This window comes from Halopseudomonas sp. Lyrl_26, from assembly GCF_051948695.1.
Lineage (GTDB): Bacteria > Pseudomonadota > Gammaproteobacteria > Pseudomonadales > Pseudomonadaceae > Halopseudomonas > Halopseudomonas formosensis.
The window spans coordinates 1-26446 of sequence record NZ_JAYJLH010000004.1; the positions used below are offsets into that span (position 1 = coordinate 1).

The 26446-nt window shown below is 64.6% G+C and carries 18 protein-coding genes and 1 riboswitch; of the genes, 10 read left to right on the plus strand and 8 right to left on the minus strand.

Features of this window, described 5'->3' with window-relative positions; all coding sequences use genetic code 11:
- Positions 1-72: 72 nt before the first annotated feature.
- On the minus strand, positions 73-1956 hold the full coding sequence (gene thiC / locus VF673_RS06945) for a phosphomethylpyrimidine synthase ThiC (protein WP_440291398.1): 1884 nt from the start codon (positions 1954-1956) through the stop codon (positions 73-75).
- 79 nt (positions 1957-2035) lie between these two features.
- Positions 2036-2136: riboswitch (TPP riboswitch) on the minus strand.
- A gap of 136 nt (positions 2137-2272) precedes the next feature.
- Here thiC and VF673_RS06950 point away from each other — a divergent pair.
- Complete coding sequence (locus VF673_RS06950; RefSeq protein ID WP_440291399.1) at positions 2273-3745, plus strand: TolC family outer membrane protein; 1473 nt, start codon at positions 2273-2275, stop codon at positions 3743-3745.
- Positions 3746-3748: 3 nt separating this feature from the next.
- On the opposite strand, the gene waaA is transcribed toward VF673_RS06950, so the two are convergent.
- Positions 3749-5005 (minus strand): lipid IV(A) 3-deoxy-D-manno-octulosonic acid transferase, encoded by a 1257-nt coding sequence (gene waaA / locus VF673_RS06955; protein WP_440291400.1) that lies wholly within the window; start codon positions 5003-5005, stop codon positions 3749-3751.
- Between the two features lie 134 nt (positions 5006-5139).
- Between waaA and VF673_RS06960 the strand changes: the two genes are divergently transcribed.
- The 4 genes from VF673_RS06960 to VF673_RS06975 all read left to right on the plus strand — a co-directional run bounded on the left by VF673_RS06960 (position 5140) and on the right by VF673_RS06975 (position 9649).
- On the plus strand, positions 5140-6306 hold the full coding sequence (locus VF673_RS06960) for an NAD(P)/FAD-dependent oxidoreductase (RefSeq protein ID WP_440291401.1): 1167 nt from the start codon (positions 5140-5142) through the stop codon (positions 6304-6306).
- Entirely contained in the window at positions 6306-7121 is an 816-nt protein-coding gene (locus VF673_RS06965) for an aldo/keto reductase (protein ID WP_273125311.1), read from the plus strand. The genes VF673_RS06960 and VF673_RS06965 overlap by 1 nt, the downstream gene beginning before the upstream one ends.
- A 53-nt stretch (positions 7122-7174) precedes the next feature.
- Positions 7175-8041 carry a hypothetical protein gene (locus VF673_RS06970; protein WP_090536596.1) on the plus strand — a complete coding sequence of 289 codons (867 nt, stop codon included), beginning with the start codon at positions 7175-7177 and terminating at the stop codon, positions 8039-8041.
- Positions 8042-8152: 111 nt separating this feature from the next.
- The gene (locus VF673_RS06975; RefSeq protein ID WP_320331056.1) at positions 8153-9649 is read left to right on the plus strand and encodes an acetyl-CoA hydrolase/transferase family protein; all 1497 of its coding nucleotides are present in this window, start codon (positions 8153-8155) and stop codon (positions 9647-9649) included.
- Positions 9650-9695: 46 nt separating this feature from the next.
- Here VF673_RS06975 and VF673_RS06980 read toward each other — a convergent pair whose 3' ends face one another.
- The 4 genes from VF673_RS06980 to mpl all read right to left on the minus strand — a co-directional run bounded on the left by VF673_RS06980 (position 9696) and on the right by mpl (position 16466).
- Positions 9696-11876 (minus strand): sulfatase-like hydrolase/transferase, encoded by a 2181-nt coding sequence (locus tag VF673_RS06980; protein WP_440291402.1) that lies wholly within the window; start codon positions 11874-11876, stop codon positions 9696-9698.
- A gap of 583 nt (positions 11877-12459) precedes the next feature.
- Positions 12460-14325, minus strand: coding sequence for a carboxylesterase/lipase family protein (locus VF673_RS06985; protein WP_440291403.1), 1866 nt, complete (start codon positions 14323-14325; stop codon positions 12460-12462).
- A 178-nt stretch (positions 14326-14503) separates the two neighbouring features.
- Complete coding sequence (locus tag VF673_RS06990) at positions 14504-15112, minus strand: flavin prenyltransferase UbiX (RefSeq protein ID WP_320331052.1); 609 nt, start codon at positions 15110-15112, stop codon at positions 14504-14506.
- Entirely contained in the window at positions 15105-16466 is a 1362-nt protein-coding gene (gene mpl, locus VF673_RS06995) for a UDP-N-acetylmuramate:L-alanyl-gamma-D-glutamyl-meso-diaminopimelate ligase (protein ID WP_440291404.1), read from the minus strand. The genes VF673_RS06990 and mpl overlap by 8 nt, the downstream gene beginning before the upstream one ends.
- Positions 16467-16693: 227 nt before the next feature.
- Here mpl and VF673_RS07000 point away from each other — a divergent pair, with 227 nt between their 5' ends.
- From VF673_RS07000 to VF673_RS07010, 3 genes are all read left to right on the plus strand, one after another.
- On the plus strand, positions 16694-17953 hold the full coding sequence (locus VF673_RS07000) for a 6-phosphofructokinase (RefSeq protein WP_440291405.1): 1260 nt from the start codon (positions 16694-16696) through the stop codon (positions 17951-17953).
- Positions 17954-18199: 246 nt separating this feature from the next.
- A complete protein-coding gene (gene ppa, locus VF673_RS07005; protein WP_273123723.1) occupies positions 18200-18727 on the plus strand; it encodes an inorganic diphosphatase in 528 nt (175 codons plus the stop codon).
- Between the two features lie 101 nt (positions 18728-18828).
- Positions 18829-20190, plus strand: coding sequence for an MFS transporter (locus tag VF673_RS07010; RefSeq protein WP_407920429.1), 1362 nt, complete (start codon positions 18829-18831; stop codon positions 20188-20190).
- 36 nt (positions 20191-20226) lie between these two features.
- Here the strand turns inward: VF673_RS07010 and VF673_RS07015 are convergent, their stop codons facing one another.
- Both VF673_RS07015 and VF673_RS07020 read right to left on the minus strand, forming a co-directional pair.
- Entirely contained in the window at positions 20227-20766 is a 540-nt protein-coding gene (locus VF673_RS07015) for a peroxiredoxin (protein ID WP_090536580.1), read from the minus strand.
- Between the two features lie 114 nt (positions 20767-20880).
- Complete coding sequence (locus tag VF673_RS07020) at positions 20881-21645, minus strand: enoyl-CoA hydratase (protein WP_440291406.1); 765 nt, start codon at positions 21643-21645, stop codon at positions 20881-20883.
- 628 nt (positions 21646-22273) lie between these two features.
- Between VF673_RS07020 and VF673_RS07025 the strand changes: the two genes are divergently transcribed.
- Positions 22274-24271, plus strand: a complete 1998-nt coding sequence (locus VF673_RS07025) for a carboxylesterase/lipase family protein (protein ID WP_440291407.1) — start codon at positions 22274-22276, stop codon at positions 24269-24271.
- A 20-nt stretch (positions 24272-24291) separates the two neighbouring features.
- On the plus strand, positions 24292-26313 hold the full coding sequence (locus VF673_RS07030) for a carboxylesterase family protein (protein ID WP_440291408.1): 2022 nt from the start codon (positions 24292-24294) through the stop codon (positions 26311-26313).
- Positions 26314-26446 lie beyond the last annotated feature (133 nt).

The window sequence follows — 26446 nt, forward strand, 5'->3', positions numbered from 1 at the left end:
GGGTACTGGAGAACGCTGCGTCGGATACCCGTCCGCTCATCGAGCTGGTGCTCGACGTTCCCAGGGAGCCAGTCAGACCTTCTGGTACAGCTGCGAACCGCTCTGACGGAATTCGGTGGACTTGGCCTGCATCCCCTCCTCCAGCGCCAGGTCCACCGCCTCGATACGCTGGGCGGCGGCGTAGTCGCGGACCTCCTGGGTGATCTTCATCGAGCAGAACTTGGGGCCACACATGGAGCAGAAGTGCGCGACCTTGGCCGACTCCTTGGGCAGCGTCTCATCATGGAAGGCCCGGGCGGTATCCGGATCCAGACCCAGATTGAACTGGTCCTCCCAGCGGAACTCGAAACGCGCCTTGGACAGTGCGTCATCGCGGATCTGCGCCCCCGGATGCCCCTTGGCCAGGTCCGCCGCGTGGGCGGCGATCTTGTAGGTGATGATGCCGGTCTTCACATCATCGCGGTTGGGTAGCCCCAGATGCTCCTTGGGCGTGACGTAACAGAGCATGGCGCAGCCGAACCAGCCGATCATCGCAGCGCCTATGCCGCTGGTGATGTGATCGTAACCGGGGGCGATGTCGGTGGTCAGCGGCCCCAAGGTATAGAAAGGCGCCTCGTCGCAGCACTCCAGCTGCTTGTCCATGTTCTCCTTGATCAGCTGCATGGGCACATGGCCGGGGCCTTCGATCATGGTCTGCACATCGTGCTTCCAGGCCAGTCTGGTCAGCTCGCCGAGGGTCTCGAGTTCGCCGAACTGGGCCGCGTCGTTGGCATCGGCGATGGAGCCCGGGCGCAGGCCATCCCCCAGGGAGAAGGACACGTCGTAGGCCTTCATGATCTCGCAGATGTCCTCGAAATGGGTATAGAGGAAGTTCTCCTGATGGTGCGCCAGACACCACTTGGCCATGATGGATCCGCCACGGGAAACGATACCCGTGACCCGGCTGGCGGTCAGCGGCACGTAGCGCAGCAGCACACCGGCGTGGATGGTGAAGTAGTCCACGCCCTGCTCGGCCTGCTCGATCAGGGTGTCGCGGAAGATCTCCCAGTTCAGGTCCTCGGCCACTCCGCCGACCTTTTCCAGCGCCTGGTAGATGGGCACGGTGCCTATCGGCACTGGCGAGTTGCGGATGATCCACTCCCGGGTCTCGTGGATATTCCTGCCGGTGGACAGGTCCATGATGGTGTCGGCGCCCCAGCGGGTGGCCCAGGTCATCTTCTCCACCTCCTCCTCGATGGAGGAACCCAGTGCCGAGTTGCCGATGTTGCCATTGATCTTTACCAGGAAATTGCGGCCGATGATCATCGGCTCCAGTTCCGGGTGGTTGATGTTGGCCGGCAGAATGGCCCGTCCCCGGGCGATCTCCTCACGGACGAACTCGGGGGTGATCTCCTGCGCGATGGCAGCGCCGAAACTGTGCCCCGGATGCTGGCGCTGCAGCAGCCCCGCTTCCCGGGCCTCGGCCAGCTTCATGTTCTCGCGAATGGCGACGAACTCCATCTCCGGCGTGATGATGCCGCGGCGCGCATAGTGCATCTGGGTCACGTTGTGGCCGGCCCTGGCCCGGCGCGGCGTGCGCACATGGGCAAAGCGCATGGCATCCAGCGAGACGTCGGCCAACCGTGCGCGGCCGAACTCGGAGCTCAGCCCGGGCAGTATCTCGGTATCGCCACGCTCCTCGATCCAGATGCTGCGCACATCGGCCAAACCCGATCGCAGATCTATCCGGGCTGCCGGATCGGTGTAAGGGCCCGAGGTGTCGTACACCAGCACCGGGGGATTGGCTTCCACGCCCCGATCGGTACGGGTATCGGCCAGACTGATCTCGCGCATGGGCACGCGGATATCCGGGCGCGAGCCCGTCACGTAGACCTTGCGGGAGTTGGGCAGGGGTTGAGTGGCAGCGCCATCGGCGCCGGAAGTGGCGATGGCGGTATCAGGCAGACGACTGGTCATTATTTGTTGTGCTCCGCTGTAGGGGACGTACAGGGAACCGAAGCGGCACGGACGGACGCCCGCAAGGGCGCCGTCGGCAAGGAGTGCGCATCTCGATTCCTACGCCGGTGCTAACCGGTTCAGGTTCAACGGGTGTAATCTCAGCCGGCACTCGCGTACCAGGCACCCCGTCAAGATGAAGGTGCAGCATAGAGCTTCCGGCGCCCGCGGACAAGTTATCGACTTGCGGTCCGCGCTGCGCTTGCCCTTGACCGCCAGCCCGGGTCTCTTTAGCCTTGACTGCTTGACTTGACTCCCCCGTGCGAAGGATCAGTACATGTTCCGTCCTATCTATCTCGCTGTTGTACTGGCCGGTGCATCCGGGTCGGCCCTGGCTCAATCCGACCTGATGACCATCTATCAGGAAGCGCTGCTCAACAGTGCCGATCTGGCTGCAGCAGAAGCCGACGCCCTGGCACGCCAGGAAATCCTGCCCCAGGCCAAGGCACAGCTGCTGCCGAACATAGGCCTGGGTGCCGGGGTCGCCCGTGAGCGGATGGATGTCGAAGGTGCCGGCTCGGACAGCTATTCAACCCATTACTACCAGGCCAGCCTGACCCAGCCGCTGTTCCGTGCCGACCGCTGGTTCAACTACCAGGCCGCCAAGTCCCAGTCGGAACAGGCTCGGGTCGAATTTTCCGCCACCCAGCAGCAGCTGATACTGGACGTGGCCCAGGCCTACTTCAACGTGCTGCGCGCCTCGGACAACCTGGCTACGGCCAAGGCCGAGGAAGCCGCCTTCGAGCGCCAGCTGGAGCAGGCCCGCGAGCGCTTCGAGGTGGGTCTGGCGGCACGCACCGACGTGCTCGAGGCCCAGGCCGGCTACGATGCCGCCCGCGCCACGCGCATTACCGCCACCACCAATCTGGACGTCAGTTACCAGGCCCTCACCCGCCTGACCAACCGCGACCATCCGGAACTGCTGGGCATGAGCCATGAGCTGCCGATCCTCGCTCCGGTCCCCGGTGACATGCAGCAGTGGGTGGACACCGCCGCCGCGCAGAACCTCTCGCTGCAGGCCTACCGCCTGGCCATCGACAGTGCCTCGGAGAGCCTGCGCAGCAGCCGTGCCGGCTATGCCCCGGCGGTGGATGCGTTCATTCGCTACAGCGACAACCACGGCGGTGCCCGCCTGGGCGGCATGCCCGGCCAGATTGCCGGCGACACCGAGCTGACCCAGTTCGGTTTGGAGATGACCCTGCCGCTATTCACCGGCGGCGCCACCACCTCGCGGGTGCGTGAGTCAACCTACCGCCTGAGCCAGGCCGAACAGGCCCGTGAAGCCGAACTGCGTCGCGTGGTGGAGCGCACCCGCAACCTGTTCCGCACCGTGACCTCCAGCGTCGAGGAAGTGGAAGCCCGCCGCCAGTCGATCGTCTCCTCCAAGGCGGCACTGGATGCTACCCAGACCGGCTATGAGGTAGGTACCCGCAACGTGGTGGATGTGCTGGACGCCCAGCGCAATCTGTACCGCTCGGTGCGCGACTACAACAATGCGCGCTACAACTACATCATCGACAATCTCAGCCTCAAGCAGGCCGCCGGCACGCTGAGTCCCCAGGATCTCGAGGACCTGTCAGCCTGGCTGAAAGCCGATTACAACCCGGACCGGGATTTCATTCCGCCGTTCACCGAAGAGGAACAGCGTCAGCTCAACCTGAATGACCGCCCCCGCGCGCCGGCACGTATCCAGCGCAACGAGTGGAGCGACCAGCAGGAGCTGCAGGAGCGTATGCGCACCTCGTTCTGAGGATCAGAGCAATCGGGAAATGCCCTGCAGCAGCTGCTCCAGGGCGCCCTGGTTGGCCTTCACCACCTTCCGGCCCGCCTCACCTGCCCGCTCCCGGGCAACCTCGTCATCCAGCCAGGCCTGCACCTGCGCCACCATCGCTGCGGCATCCGCCACCTCGACCAGCGCCCCGGCCTGCTCCAGCAGCTGGCTGATCTCGGCAAAATTGAACCGGTGCGGACCGGACAGTACCGGCAGACCCAGGGCCGCCGGCTCGAGATAATTGTGTCCGCCCCCGGGGATAAGCGACCCGCCGACGAAGGCCAGGTCGGCGCAGGCATAGAACTGCATCAGCTCGCCCATGCTGTCGCCGAGAAACACCTGATCGGCCTCCCCCGGCTGCGCCCCACGGCTGCGCCGCACCAGAGACAGGCCGCTCTGCTGCACCAGCCGCGCCACCCCATCGAAGCGTTCCGGATGCCTCGGCACCAGGATCAGCAGCGCCCGGGGATGGCGCTCCAGCAGTTGCCGGTGCGCCTGCAGCACCGGCTCGTCTTCACCGGCATGGGTACTGGCGGCGATCCACACCGGGCGCTGCCCCCAACCGGCGCGCCATTGCGCGGCGGCCTCGATTACCGCAGGAGACGGCTTGAGATCGAACTTGATGCTGCCGGTCACCGTCATCGCCGTGTCGCGCACCCCCAGGGCGGCAAAGCGCTGGGCCTCGGCGGCGCTTTGCACGGCCACCCAGTCCAGCGCCGCGAACATGGGACGCACCAGCGGCAGGACGCGCCGGTAGCCGCGGGCCGAGCGCTCGGAGAGCCGCGCATTGGCCAGCACCACGGGCACGCCGGCCCGGCGACACTCGGCGACCAGATTCGGCCACAGTTCGGTTTCCATGATGATCGCCACCCGGGGGGCCAGGCGCCGGATCAGACGGCGCTGCATCCAGGGCAGATCATAGGGCAGATAGGCATGCCCGACCCGGTCGCCGAACAGCTTGCGGATCTGCTCCGATCCGGTGGGGGTCATGCAGGTCATGGTCACCGGCAGCTCGGGGTGCCGGTCGAGCAGCTCGCGGACCATAGGCGCGGCGGCAATGGACTCGCCGACGGAGACCGCATGCACCCAGATGCCGCCGGCACGCAGATCCCCGCCCAGGGCAAAGCGCTCGGCCCAGCGCCGGGCATAGGCCGGTGCACGCCAGGCGCGGTACAGCAATCGCAGCAGGATCAACGGCAGGCACAGGAGGAAAATCAGACTGTAGAAAAAACGGGGCATGCACTTCTCCAGATCAGGGCCGCGCATAGAGTAGCAGAACCGGCTGCCTCAGGCCGGAGCCGGAGATCGAAGTGACCTTCCAGGCGGCCCGCGGCTATACTACAGGCCCTTTCCTCGGTCAGTTCTGGGAGCCCATGAGCACACCCCTGCATGTTGATATCTGTATTCTCGGTGGCGGCATCGCCGGACTCTGGCTCAATGCGCGGCTGCGCCAGCAGGGCTTCAGCACCCTGCTGATCGAGCCTGCCGCCCTCGGGGGCGGCCAGAGCACCAAGTCGCAGGGCATCATCCATGGCGGCACCAAGTACGCGCTGCACGGCAAGCTGACCACGGCAGCCGAGGCCATCGCCGGCATGCCCGCCCGCTGGCGCGCCTGTCTGGATGGCAGCGGCGAGCTGGACCTGCGCCAGGTGCGGGTGCTGTCACAGCATCACTACCTGTGGTCACCGGGCAATCTGATCAGCAATCTGGCCGGGTTCTTCGCCAGCAAGGCGCTGCGTGGCCGGGTCGACAGCATCAAGGGCCGTGATCTGCCCGCGGTCTTCACCGACCCCGCATTCAAGGGCAAGGTCTACCGCCTGGGCGAGCTGGTGCTGGATGTGCCTGATGTGGTCCGCCGCCTGGCACAGCTGGGCGAGGGCACCCTGGTACAGGGCCAACCGCAGCTCGACGGTGGCGATGAGGGTATCCGCGGCCTGCAGGTCGGCGGCCGACAGGTGCTCGCCCGGCGCTACGTGCTGGCCGCCGGTGAGGGCAACGAGGCCCTGTTGAACATGGCCGGGCTGAGCCAGCCGGCGATGCAGCGACGCCCGCTGCAGATGGTGCTGGTCAAGGGGCCCGGGCTGCCGCAGCTGTTCGCCCACTGTCTGGGCAACAGTCCGAAGCCGCGCCTGACCGTTACCACCCACCCCTGCGCCGATGGCCAGTGGTGCTGGTACCTGGGCGGGGATCTGGCGGAACAGGGCACCGACATGCCCGCCGACCGCCTGATCGAGCGGGCGCGCGCCGAACTGGCCGAGCTGCTGCCCTGGGTCGACCTGAGTGACTGCCGGTGGAGGACGCTGCCGGTCACCCGCGCCGAACCGGCGCAGAGCGGCCTGGTGCGCCCGGACAATGCCCACGTGCAGCCGGTCGGCAATGCCCTGGTCTGCTGGCCCACCAAGCTGGCGCTGGCCCCGGACCTGAGTGACAGGGTCCTGGCCGAGCTGCAACGCCAGCAGATCCACCCACAGCAGGCGCAACCGGAGCCGGCATTGCCGACGCCGCCGGTCGCCACTCCGGTATGGGATACCCTGTTCTGATGACACTGGCACATCTGCACCGCCCGCTGGGCAATACCGGCCTGCAGGTTTCACCCCTGGGGCTGGGCACCGTCAAGATCGGCCGCAACCAGGGGGTCAAGTATCCCAGCGGCTTCGACCTGCCGGACGACGGGCAGGTCCGCGACCTGCTGGCGCTGGCCAGGGAGCTGGGCATCAACCTGCTGGATACCGCCCCCGCCTACGGCACCAGCGAAGAACGCCTCGGCCCGCTGCTGCAGGGCCAGCGTCAGGACTGGGTGCTGTGCACCAAGGTTGGCGAGGAATTTGTCGACGGTCAGTCCCGGTTCGATTTCAGCGCCGCCCATACCCGTTTCTCGGTCCAGCGTTCGCTGCAACGCCTGCACACGGACTATCTGGATCTGGTGCTGGTGCACTCCAGTGGCGACGACCTGACAGTGCTGGAAGATGAGGTCTATCCTGCACTACAGCAGTTGAAACAGGAGGGCCTGATCCGCGCCTTCGGCTTCTCCGGCAAGACAGTGGCCGGTGGCGTTCAGGCCCTGCGCGACGGCGACTGCGCCATGGTCACCTGGAACCTGCGCGAGCAGGCCGAGCGTCCGGTTCTGGATTACGCTGCGGACCACGGCAAGGGCATCCTGGTGAAAAAGGCGCTGGCCAGCGGGCACATCTGCCTGGAAGGTGAGGACCCGCTCACCGCCGGCTTCGAGCTGGTATTCAGCCACCCGGCGGTCAGCAGCGCCATCATAGGCACCATCAACCCGCTGCATTTGCGGCAGAACGTGACAACAGTAGCCGGCATTCTCGAACGCCGGACCGCCGGTACTGCGGACTGACCCCTTGCGGGCCACTGCGCAGCTGTACCGGCGGCAACCCCAACGGAGGCAGCATGAGCAGAGTCATAGCCCGCAGAAGTCCCATCGCCTTCAAGACTCAGGCGCTGCATGTTCAGGCCGGACCTGAACTGCTGCGCTATACCCCGGTGGGCAATCCGCTGAGCTTCGACGACATGCTCGCCCTGCGCCAGCCGGTGCAGGTGGATGACCCCGAGTGCTTCGAGCTGACGGTGGCCAATCTGGGGGTGTCCGCCGATATCCTGTTCACCTGGCAGCAGCGCGATTTCCGCCTGCTGGTCCGCCAGCGTCGACCGGATCGCGGCGATGAGGTGCTCAAGCTGCTGTCGGGCTACGTTCCCGCCCACGAGCTGCGTCTGCCGCTGCTGACCCTGATGACCGAGCTGGCCGAGGAACTGCTGCTGGAAACCCGCCATGGCTGGCTCAATGGTCGCTATCAGGAAGTCTGGCTGCCGACCCCCTACGCCGAGAACCTGCCCCCTGATCCGAACCGCTGGTACAGCCTGTCGCCATACCAGAGCGCCACTCGGGCGGTCATCTGCCGGGAGCTGAACCTGCTGGAGCGCCCGAGGGCCTATGTGCACCTGCCCACCAACTCTCTGCAGCTGGTCTACCAGATGCGTCTGACCGCCCCGCCCTGTCCGGATCTGAGCGCCCTGCACGCCGACGAGAGCCTGGACCAGCACAGTGGCGAACTCATCGCCCGGCTTGACCCCAAGCAGCCCGATCTCTATCTGGCTGAACTGATCGACGGCACCGCCAGCGGCCGCCTGTTCACCCTGGAACGGGGCGAACTTGTCGAACAGCAACCCGAGCACCTGCTGCTCAGCGAGGCCTTCGCCCCCCAGCAGGGCTGGGTGATCGATTCCTCCCACTGCAGCTGGCCCGACGGCCTGCGCTGAGCCTGCGAGCAGGCATGACCCGGGGGTCGCTGTTAGACCATGGTCCAGTGCCCAACGCTGCGCAGGCGCCTCTAGACTGCCCGGGTTCCAAATCAATCTGGTGTCAGTCCCATGTACAGAAATCGTATTCGCATGCCGGCGCTGCATGACAAGGTCATGAGCGCGGCACAGGCAGCACTGTTGATCGAAGATGGCATGACCGTCGGCATGAGCGGGTTCACCCGTGCCGGGGAAGCCAAGGCGGTCCCCCTGGCGCTGGTCGACCGGGCCCGGGAGCAGCCGCTGAAGATCGACCTGCTGACCGGTGCCAGCCTGGGCAACGACCTGGACCGCCAGATGACCGAAGCCGGCGTACTGGCACGGCGCATGCCCTTTCAGGTGGATGCGACCCTGCGCCGGGCGATCAACCAGGGTGAGGTCATGTTCATCGACCAGCACCTGTCCGACACCGTGGAGCAGATGCGCAATCACCAGCTCAAGCTGCCGGACATCGCCATCATCGAAGCCGTGGCCATCACCGAGGAAGGCCATATCGTCCCGACCACCTCGGTGGGCAACTCGGCCAGTTTCGCCATCTTCGCCAAACAGGTGGTGGTGGAAATCAACCTGGCCCACAACCCGGATCTGGAAGGGCTGCACGATATCTATATCCCGACCTACCGTCCGACCCGCACACCCATCCCCCTGGTCAGTTCGGAACAGCGCATCGGCAGCACCGCGATTCCGCTGGACCCGGCCAAGATCGCCGCGATCGTGATTACCGATCAGCCCGACTCCCATTCCACGGTCACCCCGCCGGATGAGGAAACCCAGGCCATTGCCGACCACCTGATCGCCTTCTTCGAACGCGAGGTCACGGCAGGCCGCCTGCCGAACAACCTGGGTCCGCTGCAGGCCGGCATCGGCAATATTGCCAATGCGGTTCTATGCGGCCTGATCAACTCCCCCTTCGAGGACCTGGTGATGTACTCGGAGGTGCTGCAGGACTGCACCTTCGAACTCATCGATGCCGGCAAGATGAAGTTCGCCTCGGGCTGCTCCATCACCCTGTCCGGCCGCTGCAACGAGCGGGTGTTCGGCAATCTGGACAGGTACCGGGACAAACTGGTGCTGCGCCCGCAGGAGATGTCCAACCATCCGGAGCTGGTGCGCCGGCTGGGCATCATCGGCATCAATACCGCACTGGAGTTCGACATCTACGGTAACGTCAATTCCACCCACGTCTGCGGGACCCGCATGATGAACGGCATCGGCGGCTCGGGGGACTTCGCCCGCAACGCCAATCTGGCGATCTTCGTCACCAAATCCATTGCCAAGGGCGGCGCCATCTCCAGCGTGGTGCCCATGGTCAGCCATGTTGACCATACCGAGCATGATGTGGACATCCTGGTGACCGAGCACGGACTGGCCGACCTGCGCGGCCTGGCCCCGCGGGAACGGGCGCGGGTGATCATCGACAACTGTGCCGATCCGCAATACCGGGAAGCGCTGAGTGATTATTTCGAGCGGGCCTGCGCCCGGGGCGGGCACACACCGCATCTGTTGCGCGAAGCGGTGGAGTGGCACCTGAACCTGGAAGAGTTCGGCCACATGCGGGCTGCCGGTTGAACAGCGCTGGCGCCCCGGGCGGGGCGCCAGCTGTGGTACCGCGATACTACTGCGGGCAGGCGCCCAGATTGGCCTGGATGATCGCCAGGTCCTGGGCGTCGGTCAGGCCGTCATGGTTGAAGTCATAGAGGCTGGAACCACCCCACTGCGAAGCGAGCCGGCTGTGGTTGTCGATGTCTTCCTGATCCACCACCCCGTCGCCGTTACCGTCACCCGGACAGGCCTTCTGTGATGCCAGCAGCAGCTCGAGCTGGTATTCCAGTTCGGCCAGACGCTGTTCCTCGGCGGGCGAGAGCCGGGGCTCGGGGTTGAGCAGGTCATCCCCTTCCCCGTCCAGGGCGGGCTGCGGGACAGCCTGATCAACGCGGTAGAACTCCCGGGTCTTGACCAACACGCCGCTGTCGGTGGCGATGTCATAGTCCATCGACTCGTTGAGCACCAGCTTGTACTCGTCATCCCGGATCGCCATGTAGACGGTCGGACCCATCTCGATGGGCTGATAGTCACCACCCTGGTCCTCGTACAGAGCCTGGTTGACCTGCCAGCAGTGGTCGACTTCCTTGAGCACCCCGTTCTCGCCGACATTGGCTCCCTGCCCCCACCAGACCCCGTTGTTGTCCGCGCACACCTGGGCGGACATGGGCGTGTGGGAACAGAAGTTGCCATTGAACACGCAGGGGCCGTTCACCGCATCGTTGGCGAGGATATTCAGCCCGCCCTGGGTGAAGTTGAACTCCCGAACGCTGTCGCGATCCGGCTCGGTCAGGTAGGAATACATCTCCTCGGCATCAGTGCCCTCGGGTACCGTCTGCTCCAGGTCCACCCCGGCCACATCGGCAAAGAAGCTGAACAGATCCACGACGTTGACCATGTGCTCGACGTTGCGGCTGGGCTGCTCGACCATGGGTCCGGAGACCACCAGGGGCACCCAGACGCCGGTCTGATAGGCCGTGCCCTTGGCCCGGCCCGGGTCGAAGCCGAGCTTGACCGTGGGCCCGAAGGAGCCATTGTCCCCCACCACGACCACTACCGTATTGCTGGCGGCCGGATCGTAGATCAGGCTGCCGTCGTCCCCGCGGGAGGCGATCCCGGTTTCCACCAGCAGTCGACCCAGCTCGGTGTCCAGGGCCTCGACCATGGTGTCCATGACGTTGCGCTGGTTGAGCGGCGCCGCGGAGCTGCAGTCGGCGGTGAGGATATCAGCTGCACCGGAGGGCACCAGACTGCGGGGCGGGTGCTGCAGCGGCGTATGGGCAGAGCTGAAGCTGAGGGTCGCCATCCACGGCTGGTCAGCCGGTTGCGACTTGATCCAGTCGATGGTGGTGTCCACCTCGATGGTTGCGCGGTAGCCACGGGAGCGAGGGTCCGACAGGCTGAGTTCCTGCACGTCGTCTTCCCAGTTCACCAGCAGCCTGGAAACGTAATGAGCATTCTCCCGCTCGAAATTCACGTATGCCGGCGGAGTGGATTCGCAGTTCTGCTCCGGCACCAGTACGCCGCCCTGGGTCAGGCACTGCAGACCGGCCGAATCCCCGCCGGGCTGGCCGGTGATTTCGCTGCAGCTGGCGCCACCGTCTCCCGTCGGGATGTAACAGGCGCCGAAGTGGGCGCCACCCTGGGCCGCATGGGGCACGAAACCGCAGCTATACTGACCTTCCTCGCCCACGCCGCCGGCGGTGGTATCAATCGAGGCCGGCAGCCCACCCCAACCCTTGAAGTGCTCCCAGCCCAGCGCGGCCGGCGCGGCTATGCCGGCGGGGTTGTTCTCCGGTCCACCGAGGTGGAACTTGCCGAACAGGCCGCTCTCGTAACCCGCCGCAGCCAGCACCTTGGGTACCGTCATGACGTAGGGCGAGACATGTGAATTGGCCAGATCATTGGGGCCGATCGCCTGCTGGATATTGGTCCGCATCGGATACAACCCGGTCATGAAGCTGGCCCGACTGGGCGAGCACTCGGGCATTGCCCAGGCATTGCGGAAGCGCAGACCGTTGTCGGCAAGGGCATCAATCGACGGCACCGACGGCGGCTTCATTCCGCCATAACCGAAGGACTCGAACTGGTCGATACCCACATCATCCATGATCACGAACAGGATGTTCGGCGGTTGCCCCGCCTGCGGCGGGCCGTCCGACGATGACGAGCTGCTGCTGCCACCGAACTTGCATGAAGCCAGTACCAGCGTGGCGGCCAACAGCGTGCCGGTGGTAAGTATCCTGGATTGCATGGCGTTTCCCTCTTTCCTCTTTTCAGCTGAAACGATGACCCGGCTACTGCGCCAGCGGGTCACCCTGATTGCACCGCCCCGGGATTGCAGGCGGCTGTGGACGGTAGTTGGCAAGGTGCAGCACAGAAGATTCGACAGGCCGAGCAGAACGCTCGAACGAAACCGCAGTTCGGGAAATCAGGGTTGAGGCAGGGTCGAATACGGATGAAATCGTCAGCAAGGACAGCGGGAACGGGAACCATGCCGGTGAGGGCTGGGTGCGACGCCCCTGGCGCCGGACCGGGCGCAGGGTCTGCCCACGGGCCAAAGCAGCCCGTCCAGACCGACGGTGGTCGGGCGGATGAATGAAAACCGCCAGCCTCGGATCCGATCCCCTCATGGCGCATCAGCTCTTGTTGTTGTCTCGCACGTCACTGTGCCTGCCATCCGAGCGGATGGTGGCTTCATGACAGTGAGTCTAAACCAGCAAAGGCGGTGCTGAAAGAAAAATTAGAGTTTTTACTCAAAAAATGACCGGCGGGTACCGGTGCCACCTCCGTGGCACCGGGTTTTGAGCAGCGCCGAACCCTGTCAGCGCGCCTGCTCAGGGTGTGGAGTAGCTGTCTCCCTGACCGAACAGGCTCTGCAATGTCGCCTTTTCCTGAGGCGAGAGTCCGGCTTCATCCATGGCTTCTCCCCAGGCCATGCGTACTGCCGGCAAGGTCAGGGCCTCGTCGGACAGGCTGATATCGGCCGCCTCCTCGGTGGCATCGAACACGATCAGCTTGTCCTGCCCCGCCGTTGGCGTCCAGCTGCTCCAGGTGGGAAGGTCCTGGGTGAAATCGCCGTTGGGATCGCCATCCCGGGCGAAATCTGCCAGATAGCTCATCATCGCCAGCTGCAGGTCGCGCCGCCCCGCCTCGTTCTGCTCGGTGAAGGGCAGATCGAACAACCCGCTTCCGGTACCGAAGAAGAAGGATATGTCCGATGCATGGCCTGCGCCGTAGATGAAGTTGAACGGCGCCGGGCCCGATGCCGTACCCCAGCGGAAGTCGTAGGCATAGGTCTGTGGCTGGTGTTGGCTGATCAGCGCGGCGAGCTGATCGACATACTTGGCGCGCCAGGAACGGCCACCGTAATAGCCCGTCAGCTCATAGGTATCCCTGTCCTTCTGGGTCGGCAGCACCTCATCCAGGGTCTGGGTGCCTTCGAAGGCCACATCCAGCAGATCCAGCCAGCTCTTGTCCGGCGGCGAGGGCACCTGCGGCAGCAGACCCTTGACCGCTCCGCCGTACAGGGGCATGAAGGACTTCTGTTCGTACTCGTTGGCCCCGAGGATTACCGGCACGTTGTTGAACTCGCCACTGGTGAAGCGGGGAATCCACCCCCCTTCCGGAATCACGGTGCCATCCTCGATGGCGCCGTAGGCGCTCAGTGAACTGTAGTTGACCACGGCCTGATACAGATCATGCCCCTGCGCCGCGCGCAGGTACTCACCCAGGGTGCCGGCGGTTTCCATCTCCTCGCGCATCTGCCTGGCCTGATCCGCCGAGATGGGTGCATCCGGGGTCTTGCGGTCTTCCAGCAGGCGAATCAGCCATTCCACATGCTGATTGGCCGAATTGCGCGCCGCTGTGGTACTGCGGGTGTTCATCGAGCCGCTCTGGGACATGGCCCGATGGAAAAGCCCTCCGCCGGCCTCGGGGGACACCAGCAGGTTCAGCACGTTGTGCCCGCCGGCGGATTCACCGGTGATGGTGACATTGTCCGGATCCCCGCCGAAGGCAGCGATATTGTCCTGCACCCACTCCAGGGCCCGGATGGTATCCAGGGTGCCGAAGTTGCCGGAATCGGACAGCGGATCGGCACCATTGGTCTGGACGGCGGGATGGAAGAACCAGCCCAGCGGCCCGAGCCGGTACTGCACCACCACCACGACCACATCGGAGTGGTTGGCCAGGGTGCTGCCGTCATATTGCTTTGCGGTGCCGAAATTGTTCGATCCGCCATGTATCCAGACGTACACCGGCAGAGCCTCGTCGGCGAAACCGGCTCGATCGGGACGGTAGATATCGACCGTCAGACAGTCCTCATCACCCACCATGGTGGAGGTACGCTGCCAGCGGGTTGTGGTTTCTGCCTGCACGCATTCGGGACCGCGTTCACGGGCATCCAGAGTACCGCTCCAATCTTCCGGCGGCTGGGGTGCGCGCCAGCGCAGCTCGCCCACGGGTGCCTGAGCATAGGGAATACCATGCCAGATCAGCGTGTCATCAGCGACACGCCCACGCACTTCGCCGTTGGCCAGAGTGACAGTGGCGCGTTCACCTCGCTCGCCGCGGTCACTGGAGCCGCCGCCTCCGCCGAGACAGCCGATAAGCAGGGCCGAACCGGCGGCCAGGGCCAGCGCAGTCACCAGTGGACGGGGTCGCAAGGGGGTGGAGCAGGCATTGCTGTTACGCGTATACATCCGACTTCTCCTGACTTTTATTGTTATTCAGAGGACAGACAGCAGGACAGTCCCGACCGCACCACGGAAAAGGTGCCCGTCAGAAGGTAGATGCGAAATGATCGTTCCGGTAGCCGGATAACGCAGCTGTATATCGGTACCCGGTGCCGGCTTATCGACCGCACCGGGCTGTGCAGGACTACTCGCCCCAGCGCTTGAGCAGATCCTGCTCGATACCCAGCTGATTGAGGATGCGCGCCACCACGAAATCCACCAGATCATCGATGCTCTGCGGCTGATGGTAGAAACCGGGGCTGGCCGGCAGTATCACTGCGCCCATCTGGCTGAGCTTGAGCATGTTTTCCAGATGGATGGTGGAATAGGGACTTTCCCGGGGCACCAGGATCAGCTGGCGACGCTCCTTGAGAGCGACATCCGCAGCACGCTCGATCAGGTTGTTGCTGGCTCCGCAGGCAATCGCCGACAGCGTCCCGGTACTGCAGGGGCAGACCACCATGGCCGAGGGCGCGCCGGAGCCGGAGGCCACCGGGCTCATCCAGTCCTGCTTGCCGAACACCCGGATCTGCCCTGCCCTCGCCTGGTAATGCTCGGTGAGAAAGGCTTCCAGCGCCTGGGGCTTGGGTGGCAGTTGCAGCTCGGTCTCGGTGGCCACCACCAGTTGCGCCGCCTGGGAGATCAGAAAGAGCACCTCGACCTCGGCCCGCACCAGGCATTCCAGCAGGCGCAGCGCATACTGGGCTCCCGAGGCGCCGGTGACGGCAAGGGTGACGCGGCGCGGCTCAGCCATGGCGATGCTCCAGCGCCTGCTTAAGCTTCTGGTGGATACCACCGAAGCCGCCGTTGCTCATGATCACCACCCGGGTGCCGGGCTGCGCCTCGGCTGCCACCTTCTCGACGATCGCATCGATGTCGGTCATCACCTGCGCCGGTACCGGGCTGTCACGCACCACCGAATCCAGCGACCAGTCCAGTCCAGGCGGCTGGTACCAGATCACCTCGCTGGCGTGCTCGACGCTGCCCGGCAGCGCCGCCATGTGACTGCCCAGACGCATGGTGTTGGAGCGCGGCTCGATGATCGCCAGCAGCCGCTGGTCACCGATACTGGCGCGCAGCCCCGCCAGGGTGGTGGCGATGGCGGTGGGATGGTGGGCGAAATCGTCATACAGGGTGACGCCCCCGGTGTCGGCAATCTTCTCCATGCGCCGCTTGGGACTGGCAAAACCCGCCAGCGCCGCTATGCCCTGCTCCGGCGTCACGCCCACATGACGCGCCGCCGCCAGCGCACAGAGCGCATTGGCCACACTGTGGGCGCCGGTCTGCTGCCACTCGGCGATGCCCTGCAGCTGCCCGTCCAGCCAGACCTCGAAGCGCGAGCCATCCTCGGCCAGCAGCCGCGCCTGCCAGGTGCCGCCCTCGCCGGTGGTCTGGACCGGAGTCCAGCAGCCCTTGCCGATCACCCGCTGCAACGCCGCATCCTGCCGGGGATGGATGATCAGGCCGCTGGCAGGAATGGTGCGCACCAGGTGGTGGAACTGACGCTCGATGGCGGCCAGGTCCTCGAAGATGTCCGCGTGGTCGAACTCCAGATTGTTCAGGATGGCCGTGCGCGGGCGGTAGTGGACGAACTTGGAACGCTTGTCGAAGAAGGCGCTGTCGTACTCGTCCGCCTCGACGACGAAGAACGGCGTATCGCCCAGCCGGGCGGAAATGCCGAAGTTCTGCGGGATGCCGCCGATCAGAAACCCCGGAGCCATGCCCGCATCCTCCAGCAGCCAGGCCAGCAGGCTGGAGGTGGTGGTCTTGCCGTGGGTTCCGGCCACCGCCAGCACCCAGCGATCCTGCAGTACATGATCGGCCAGCCACTGGGGACCGGAAGTATAGGGAATGCCCTTGTCCAGCACATATTCCACCGCCGGATTGCCCCGGGACATGGCGTTGCCGATGATCACCAGGTCCGGTTGCGGTTGCAGATGGGCCGGATCATAACCTTCCATCAACTGGATGCCCTGGGCCTCGAGCTGGGTGCTCATCGGCGGGTAGACATTGGCGTCCGAACCGCTGACCTGATGCCCCAGGTCCCGCGCCAGCAGCGCCAGCGAACCCATGAAAGTACCGCAGATACCGAGAATGTGCAGATGCATCGAGCGACCCTGTAAGCAAAACCATCAGGGGCTGGATACTAGCATGGGCCGGCGCCGGTTTGTTTCTCCGACCGGCCTGCGCGCACCGCACGGCAGCCGGTCATGCAAAACGACCTGCATTCGGCTATCATGCGCGCCATTCATTTCACCTTGAGTCTGTCGACGTCATGCAACCGCATCACCGCTGCGGTTGTCTCACTGACGTCAGCCACCAACTTGGAGCCAGCATGACCGTCAAGAACGCCTTCTACGCCCAATCCGGCGGGGTTACCGCAGTAATCAACGCCTCTGCTGCCGGGGTTATCGAAACCGCTCGCCAGCATCCGGACAAGATCGGCAAGGTCTATGCTGGCCGCAACGGCATCATCGGTGCACTGACCGAGGATCTGATCGACACCAGCCTGGAATCGGCGGAGAACATTGCCGCCCTGCGCCACACACCCTCCGGCGCCTTCGGTTCCTGCCGCTACAAGCTCAAGAGCCTGGAGGCCAACCGTACCCAGTACGAGCGCCTGATCGAGGTATTCAAGGCGCACAATATCGGCTACTTCTTCTATAACGGTGGCGGCGACTCCGCTGACACCTGCCTCAAGGTATCCCAGCTGGCCGAGACCATGGGTTACCCGATCAAGGCGATCCATGTACCCAAGACCGTGGACAATGATCTGCCGATCACCGACTGCTGCCCCGGTTTCGGCTCGGTAGCCAAGTATGTGGCCACCTCCATCCGCGAGGCCGGTTACGATGTGGCCTCCATGTGCGCCACCTCGACCAAGGTGTTCATCCTCGAGGTCATGGGCCGTCACGCCGGCTGGATCACCGCCGCCTGCGGTCTGGCCAGCGAAGCCGAGGGCGAAGCGCCACACATCCTGCTGTTCCCCGAGATCGAATTTGACGAGGCTGCCTTCCTGGCCCGCGTCGACGAGTGCGTCAAGACCCACGGTTACTGCGTGATCGGGGTTTCCGAGGGCATCAAGAACAAGGAAGGCAAATTCCTCTCCGAGTCCGGCCTGACCGACGCCTTCGGCCATGCCCAGCTCGGCGGGGTTGCCCCGACCATCGCCAACCTGATTCGCGAAAAGCTCGGCTACAAGTACCACTGGGCCGTGGCCGACTACCTGCAGCGCGCCGCCCGCCACATCGCCTCCCAGGTCGATGTGGAACAGGCCTATGCCCTGGGCAAGGCAGCGGTGGAGATCGCCCTGGAAGGCAAGAACGCCATCATGCCGGCCATCCGTCGCCTGGAAAGCAGCCCGTACCGCTGGGACATCATCGAGGCTCCCCTGAGCGAAGTGGCCAATGTCGAGAAGTTCATGCCCCGCGAGTTCATCAGCGAGGACGGCTTCCACATTACCGACGCCTGCCGCGAGTACCTGTCGCCGCTGATCCAGGGTGAGGACATCCCCCCGTTCAAGAACGGCCTGCCCGCCTACGTGCGTCTGCAGAACCTGCCGGTGGAGCGCAAGCTGCCGCCCTTCGAGGTCTGATCGAGGCCCGGGAGCACACCCCTGGGATCGTCGAGCAACAGCTCGATGAAAGGGGCTGCCCGGCAGCCCCGGGGAGTGCCGGGCAGCGCCTGCCACCCCGCGGACGAGCTGGTGCTCGTCCCTCCCGGGATGGTGCGAGGAGTTCTCGCCATGGCGCATTGGTGCTGTTATACTCCCGGCCCATATTTTTCCTGGCACCCGCAAGCAGGTGCCGACCGATTCACACTGCCCCGCATCAGGTAACCCATGAGCTACGACCAGATTCCCGCAGGCAAGGACATTCCCAACGACATCTACGTCGCCATCGAAATCCCGGCCAACCATGCGCCGATCAAGTACGAGATCGACAAGGACACCAGCACTCTGTTCGTCGATCGCTTCATGGCTACCCCGATGTTCTACCCGGCCAACTACGGCTTCATTCCGAACACCCTGGCCGATGATGGCGACCCGCTGGACGTACTGGTAGTCACCCCGCATCCGGTTGCCCCGGGCTCGGTCATCCGTTGCCGTCCGGTTGGCGTACTGCACATGACCGACGATGGTGGCGGCGATGCCAAGCTGGTGGCCGTACCCCATGACAAGCTGACCGTTCTGTACAAGGACGTGAAGGAATATACCGACCTGCCGCAACTGCTGATCCAGCAGATCCAGCACTTCTTCGAGAACTACAAGGATCTGGAAGCCGGCAAGTGGGTCAAGATCGACCGCTGGGGCAACGCTGACGAAGCCCGTGCGGAAATTGTAAAGGCAGTAAACGCTTACCAAAAATAAGCGTTTCGCCGAATGGGAACCCGGCCACAAGCCGGGTTTTTTATGCCCGCTGCAAAGGTCCCCGACATGGCCTTACAATCCATGCCTACCCGCTCAATCACATAACGAAAACAGCCATGCAATCGACCTCCGAATCGACACCTGCCAACTCCCGCTCACGGGTGCTGTTTGCCAGCCTGGTCGGCACCACCATCGAGTTCTACGATTTCTACGTCTACGCCACCGCCGCGGTGCTGGTGTTTCCGCACCTGTTCTTCCCACCGGGCAACGAGACCGCCGCCCTGCTGGCGTCCTTCGCCATCTTCGGTGCAGCCATGATTGCCCGACCCTTGGGTGCGGTCTTCTTCGGCCATCTGGGTGACAAGGTCGGGCGCAAGAAGACCCTGATCTACGCCCTGCTGACCATGGGCATCGCCACCTTCCTGATCGGTCTGCTGCCGACCTACCACAGCATCGGCTGGATAGCGCCGCTGCTGCTGGTGCTGATGCGACTGGCCCAGGGCTTTGCCATCGGCGGCGAGTGGTCGGGGGCGGCACTGGTGGCCACGGAGAATGCTCCGGAGGGCAAGCGCGCGTTGTTCGGCACCTTCCCCCAGCTGGGAGCCCCGCTGGGCTTCATCATCGCCAACGGCCTGTTCCTGATCGTTGCCGCCCTGCTGCCCTCGGACAATCCCTCCCGTCCCTCCGAGGCCTTCCTCGACTGGGGCTGGCGGATTCCCTTCCTGTTCTCGGCGGTGATGGTGATAGTCGGCCTGTGGATCCGCCTGAACCTGGTGGAAAGTACCGCCTTCTCCAAAGCAGTCGAGACCGGCCGGGTGGTCAAGCTGCCGATGGGCGAAGTGGTACGCCGGCACTGGCGTGAGCTCATCCTCGGCACTTTCTACATGCTGGCCACCTATGTGCTCTTCTATCTGATGACTACCTTCTCCCTCAGCTATGGCCGGGCGCCGGTTGAACCCGGCCCGGGCCAGTTGCCGGGACTGGGCTACAGCTACAACGACTTCGTGCTGATGCTGATCTTCGGCGTGGTGTTCTTCGGTATCTTCACCCTGATCTCCGGCCCGCTGGCCGACCGCTGGGGCCGGCGCAAGACCCTGATCATGGTGACCCTGGGCATCATCGCATTCGCGCTGCTGTGGGTGCCGCTGCTGTCGCTGGGCTTCGTCGGCGTACTGCTGTGGCTGGCGCTGGGCTTCAGCCTGATGGGCATGACCTTCGGCCCCATGGGAGCCCTGTTGCCGGAGCTGTTCCCGACCAACGTGCGCTACACCGGCTCGGGCATCTCCTACAACGTCTCCTCCATCCTCGGCGCGGCGGTTGCGCCCTTCGTGGCGGTATGGCTGTGGCAGACGGGTAACGGCAGCCCGGTGCTGGTCGGTGTATATCTGGCAGTGATGGCCGGCATCACCCTGCTGGCCCTGATCATCGGCAAGGAAACCCGGGATCTGGATATCACTCGGTAGGAACCTGATGAAGGGGAGGAATCAAGCCCCTCCCCGCTACTCCCTGGTGTCAGCCAGACGCTCGACACCCAGCTCGCCGAGGGTGGCGGCCATATCCTCGGCCGAGGTAGCCGGCCGCACCTCGGTATCTATCCGGAGTACCCGCCCGTCCTTGCCGATATAGATGGTGTGCCGCCGGGCATAGCCCAGCGGGTGCAGTACACCGTAGGCCCGGGCGACCGACTTGTCCTCGTCACTGAGCAGGGGGAAGTCCGCGCCGGTCTCCGCGGCAAAGCCGGTGTTCTTGCTCAGCGGATCGACACTGGCCATGAAGTAGCTGACATCGTACTCGCGGATCAGATGGCCGTTCTCCGCCAGCGACTTGCACTCGATGGTGCAGCCGGACGTATAGGCTCGCGGAAACCACGCCAGCACCACCGCCTGCCGATCACGGTAGTCCGACAGGCGGTAGGTCTGACCGTCGGAGCCCGGCAGCTCGAAGTCCGGGGCCAGCTCTCCCACTTCAAGGGCATTGGCCGACAGGGCCAGGCACAGCAGCCCCAGCCCCGGCAGAAATCGCTTCACGGTACGCAGCATGGTCTTGCCTCCTCATCGGTACTGCCAGTGTAGGCGCTGGGGTGCGCATTGCACAGCTGCGCCCGGACTGACAGCGGCTGACACAGGATGAGGCCGCTGCCGCTCCAGCCGGGCTCAGAGCCGGCTGAAATCCGGCTGGCGTTTCTCGGCGAAAGCCTGAAACGCCTCCTTGGCCTCGGCACTGCGCAGCTGTGCCGAGAAGATGCGGCTCTCGCGCTCCATCTGCTCCAGGATCCGGTCGGTGTCGCGCATCAACTGCTTGGCCTGCGCAACCGCACCCACGGGTCGCTGCGCCAGGCGTGCTGCCAGCCGCTGCGCCTCGGCGTGCAGCTGGTCCCGCGGCACCACCCGATTGGCCAGCCCCCAGGCCAGCGCATCACGGGCCTCTACCGGATCACCCAGCGCGAACATCTCGAAGGCACGTACGTGGCCGATGCGCAGCGGCATCAGCAGACTGGAGCTGGCCTCTGGAACCAGCGCCAGGTTGACGAAGGGCGTCATCAGCTGGGCGTCCTCGGCCAAAACCACCAGATCGCAATGCAGCAACATGGTGGTACCGACCCCCACCGCCTTGCCCTGCACCGCCGCCACCAGCGGTGTGCGGGCGGTAACCAGATTGCGCAGGAAGCGCTCCACCTGGCGCACCGCCGGTCCCTGGTTGCGTGACTGGGCGGCAAACTCGCCCAGATCGTTGCCGGCGGAGAAGATCTCGCCCTCGGCGCGCAGCACCACGACGCGGATATCGGCGCTGGCCTCAGCCTGCTCCAGCGCATCGGCCAGGGCCCCGTACATCGCATCGGTCAGGGCATTCTTCTTTTCCGGACGGGAAATGGTAACGGTCAGTACACCGTCATTCAGCGCTGTGGTCACTTCGCTCATCAATGGCTCCTGGAGACTGTCTGTTCCTGTTGCCGTCGAGGGTAGACATTCCCGCATGATGCCGTCCAGACGCCCGGCGCAGGATCAGTCAGCCTGTGACAGGGGCATCGGCCCGGTGAATGATCAGTCCTGCCCCAGCCACCAGACGGCAGCCCGCCGGGCGATCTCGGCGACCGGAAGTGTGGCATCCAGGGTCAGCACTGCCGGCTGATGGCCACCACTGCATCCACTCTCTGCATCGCCCCCTCCGCCGGGCTGCTAGCCGGCAAACGCATGACCAGCCATTCCTATTATGAATCATTGGTTTCATCCCACCCGGGCGGCGCTCCGGGGTGCGATGCAATTGTTCATGGCGGACAGCTCACCGGGGGCTCTGGATTGGGAGAGACATTTTCGTGATTTGCATCACAACTTTATGCCGCCGCGATGCCAGTGGGCTCGCCTGATGTCACTTCAGGCACCGGTCAAGGCCCGCCATATCTCGAATCTGCCCCTATACTCGGGGAGCCGGGATGGCTCATCCGGGCATTTTTTCCGCGGCGCATAACGAGGCGAAGCGGTAAAAGCGCTCACATCACCCAGGATGACAACCGGCGACTTCAACAAGAACAATAACGGAGTTACTTCAATGCACAAGATTTCCCTTTCGCGGCGCCGTCCCGCCTTGCTGACCGCTTCCATCGCCGCTCTGGCGCTGGGCCTGAGCGGCTGCTGGGGCGGCTCATCTTCCTCCAGTTCGGGCAGCAGCACCCTCACCGGCACCTTCGTCGACAGCGCCGTAGCCGGGCTGGATTACGAAGGTGAACGTACCCGGGCTGGCGTGACCGATGACCAGGGCCAGTTCAGCTATCGCCGCAATGAAACCCTGCACTTCTCCATCGGTGAGCTGGCACTGGGCTCGGCCACCGGCGCCGAGATCATTACCCCGCTGAGCATTACCGAGGGAGCCGACAGTGCAGAGGACCCCAGGGTGGTGAATCGGCTGATCCTGCTGCAGACACTGGATGCTGACGGTGATCTGAACAACGGCATCCAGCTTACCGAGGCCATCCGCGAGGAAGTATCGCGCCACGCAGCCGACATCGACTTTGACCAGCCCAGCGCCGATTTCAGCGCCAGCCTCGCGCCCCTGCTGGCGGCACTGGAAAGCGCCGGCGCCTTCACCGACACCGACCCCAGGGCTCGGCGGGTAACCCAGGCCGAGGACGCCCTGGAACACTTCCTTCGTTCCACCGGCGAACGCGTGGTGGTGGAGACCACCCACGGCGAGCTGCGCGGTTTCGCCGCTGACGCCAATACCTGGCAATTCCTGGGTATCCCCTACGCGAAGCCGCCGATCGGCGAGCTGCGCTGGCGCGCCCCCGAGGCACTGGAACCCTGGGAGGGAACCCGCGAGGCCATCACCTGGAGCGATCAGGCCGCGCAGAATTCCGCCCTGGAGCGCTTCGGCGAGGGCGGCATGAGTGAAGACTCCCTGTACCTCAACGTGACGGCACCCAAGAACGCCGACAAGCTGCCGGTGATGGTCTGGTTCCATGGGGGTGGCTTCACTTCCCTGACCAGCAACACCCGGCCGTTCAACAACCCTGAGGCACTGGCCAGCAAGGGCGTGGTACAGGTTTCGGTGAACCATCGTCTCGGGCCGTTCGGTTATATCGCGCACCCCGATCTGAGTGCCGAGAGCGGTTACAACGGCTCCGGCAACTACGGTCAGATGGATCTGATTGCGGCTCTGGAGTGGGTGCAGGACAACATCGCCGCCTTTGGCGGGGATCCGGACAATGTCACCATCTTCGGTGAATCCGGCGGCGGTCGGAAGGTGCTGTCGCTGATGGCCTCCCCCCGTGCTACCGGCCTGTTCCACCGGGCCATCAGCCAGAGCGGCACCCTGCATCCGGACACCCGCACCCTGGCCAGTGCCGAAGCCATAGGGGTACGCCTGCAGGAAAACCTCAATGCGGCCTCGCTTGCCGAAATGCGCGAACGCACCTGGATGGAAGTGGTGGCCGCCGCGGCGACCCTGGTGCCCTATACCAACATCGACAACCACTACCTGCCCTATGCCGAACGGGAGGCCTTCGAAAGCGCGTCACAGAACGATGTGCCCTTCATGTTCCTGGTCAACACCAATGACACCGAAGAGCCGATTGCCACAGTGCTCAACGTGTTCCCCTGGATGGCTGACCACAGCACCTCGCCCCACTACGCCATGCACTTCAGCAAGCAGCCTGCCGGCTGGCGGGAGATGGGCGTGACCGCCTACCACGCTGCGGAACTGGCCTACCTGTTCAACATGCCGGAAAGCGTCATTACCCACTACCAGCTGAGCCTGGTGCTGGACCCGGCCACCGGTCGGTCGGTACAGATCGGTGATCTGAACGGCAACGGCATCACCGGTTCCCAGGGTGATACCGATGACATCTTCACCTCCGCCGGCTTTGACGAAACCGACGACCTGGTCATCGAGCGCATGATGACCATGTGGACCAACTTCGCCAAGACCGGTGACCCGAGCATTCCCGGGGAACTGGAATTCCCGCTGTACGACGCCCAGGCCCAGCGCTATGTCGAGATGGACACCGAGGCCAGCGTCAAGACCGATATTTCCAGCGTGTTCGCAGACTGACTGTCGACGGAGGAATTTCCATGCATCACAGAAAACACATGGCCAGCCGGACGACCCTGCTGTTCGGCGCCCTGCCTCTGGCACTGATGCTGTCGGGGTGTTTTGACGGCTCTTCCTCGTCCTCCTCGCGGCCCCAGGTACAGACAGGCACCTTCGTCGACAGCCCGGTCGCCGGGCTGGACTATGAAGGGGACCGTACCCGGGCCAGCCGCACCGACGAAGCCGGCCGCTTCGAGTATCGCCGCGGCGAGGCCCTGCGCTTCGCCATTGGCGAGCTGGAGCTGGGCAGCGCGACCGGCGCCGAGGTACTCACGCCGCTGTCGATCACTGCCGACGCAACCGATGCCCAGGACCAGCGTGTGACCAACAAGCTGATCCTGCTGCAGACCCTGGACGCCGACGGCGATCTGAACAACGGCATCCAGATCACCGATGCCATCCGCTCGCGGGTATCGGCCCAGGCGGCGGATATCCGCTTCGATCAACCCCCGGAACAGTTCCGCGATAGCATTGCGGAGCTGATAGCGGCGCTCGAGGCCGACGGTGCCTTCACCGACACCGACCCGCGGCCGCGGAGCATAAGGGGCATCGACCAGGCGCGTGCGCACTTCGCTCGCTCCACCAGCCCGCGCCACACCGTCAGCACTACCTATGGCGAAGTGCGCGGATTCGAGGCCAACGAGCGCACCTGGCAGTTCCTCGGCATTCCCTATGCCAAGCCGCCGATCGGCGAACTGCGCTGGCGCGAGCCCGAGCCGCCCGCGTCCTGGTCCGGGGTACGCGAGGCCGTGGCCTGGGCCGACCAGTCGGCACAGGACATGGCGCTGGAGCGGATCAATGAAGGAGGCATGAGCGAGGACTCGCTGTACCTCAATGTCACAGCGCCCAAGGACGCGGAGAACCTGCCGGTGATGGTGTGGTTCCATGGTGGCGCCTTCGCCATCCTCTCGGCCAACTCGCGCCAGTACAACAATCCCGAAGGGCTGACCGACCGGGGCGTGGTACTGGTGACCGTCAACCACCGTCTCGGCCCGTTCGGCTACCTGGCGCACCCGCTGCTGAGCGAGGAAAGCGGCTACGGCGGTTCCGGCAACTATGGCCAGATGGACCTGGTGATGGCGCTGAAATGGGTGAAGGACAATATCGCCGCCTTTGGTGGCGATCCGGGCAACGTCACCCTGTTCGGTCAGTCCGGCGGTGGCGGCAAGGCCTATTCGCTGCTCAACTCGCCCCAGGCGAGCGGACTGTTCCACAAGGCCATAGTCCAGAGTGCCTTCGCACCCCTGGATGAGGACACCACCCCGGCGGCCTCCCTGAGCAGTGCCGAAGCCATCGGCGAGGCGATCTTTGCCCGGGCCGGTGTCAGCACCCTGGAGGAGGCCCGCGCCCTGCCCTGGACCGCCATAGTGCAGGCGGAATCGTCCAATGGCATTACCCGGCAGCTGTACCGGCCCAATGTCGATCACTACTACCAGCCGCAAACCTACTTCGACAATGCGCGCAACGGCATGCCCAGCGATGTCCCGCTGATGGCCGGGGTAACCTCGGGCGACAGCATCAACCACCGGGAGTCCCTGCCCATCTGGCTGCGGCAGCGTACCGAGGACTATCAGTCCGACCAGTACGTCTACAAGTTCAGCCAGGTACCCGACGGCTGGGTCCAGTTGGGGCTGCAGAGCTGTCACGGCTGCGAGCTGCCCTATCTGTTCAATCACCCCGAGGGCATGGTGCAGAACTTCCAGCTCGGCCTGGTGCTGACCCCGGAGGGCCGGCGCCCGGCGATCGGTGATCTGAACGGCAACGGCGTCAGCGGCTCCCAGGGTGATTCCGAGGACATCTTCCTGTCCATGGAGTGGGGCAGCGAGGACGACGCCATCGCCAAGGTCATGATGCAGACGTGGACCAACTTCGCCAGGACCGGTGACCCCGCCCTGGAGGAGTTTGACTGGCCCGAGTATGACCTGGCGAACGATACCTTCGTGGAGATAGGTCCGCAGGGCGAGCTGACCGTTAAAACCGGCCTGGAAGCGGCCATGGAGTAAACCCCGCTCGGCTGCACACCCCGCAAGGAGGTGTGCAGCCTTCCTGCCCGACCTTCTTCCCGCTACCGACAACCCGCCACTTGATCTGGATCATGGCCTGCGTGCCGGTCCCGGCGCCTAATGGGGAATCTGA